The following is a 502-nucleotide window of genomic DNA, read 5'->3' as shown; positions in this document are numbered from 1 at the left end:
GTAGTTGTCAACTACACCGTCCATCAATCAAAAGAGTTTGGCAAATACATTAACGTCGATGATTTTGGTGCAGATCCGACAGGCAAAAAAGACAGTTTGGCTGCCATCAAAGCGGCATTGAATGCGGCACACAAAGAAAAAGCCATGCTGTTTATGGACGGCACTTACTATATTTCTGATCAAATTGTTATCAATGGCAATAATTCAGGTGTCAAAGGCATTTTCGGTTCCGGCATGGGTAAGACGCTGATCACATTTGATAAAGCACAAGTAGGCGTGTTCAACCCCAACACCAACCATGATGATATTCGCGCATGTGCCGGTATTTTGGTGGACGGACAAAACCACAAAACCATTGCCAATCTGTCTGTTAAATATACCAATTCGGACTTCTATCGGAAGGGCTTGAGCTACTTCGGAAAAGTGAGCGGCATTTTGGTCAATGATGCCGACCATACTTTAATCAGTAGGGTTGAGGTATCCGGTGCCAACCGTGCAGGGG

Annotated in this window: 1 protein-coding gene; it reads left to right on the top strand. The window is 44.6% G+C overall.

Features of this window, described 5'->3' with window-relative positions:
- A partial coding sequence (locus ACTHUR_RS18895) for a glycosyl hydrolase family 28-related protein (protein ID WP_440400314.1) occupies window positions 1-502 on the top strand: 502 nt, incomplete at both ends.

Source organism: Neisseria sp. P0021.S007, assembly GCF_051956855.1.
The sequence above is the reverse complement of the archived record's forward strand: the minus strand, read 5'-3'. Positions and strand labels throughout refer to the sequence as shown.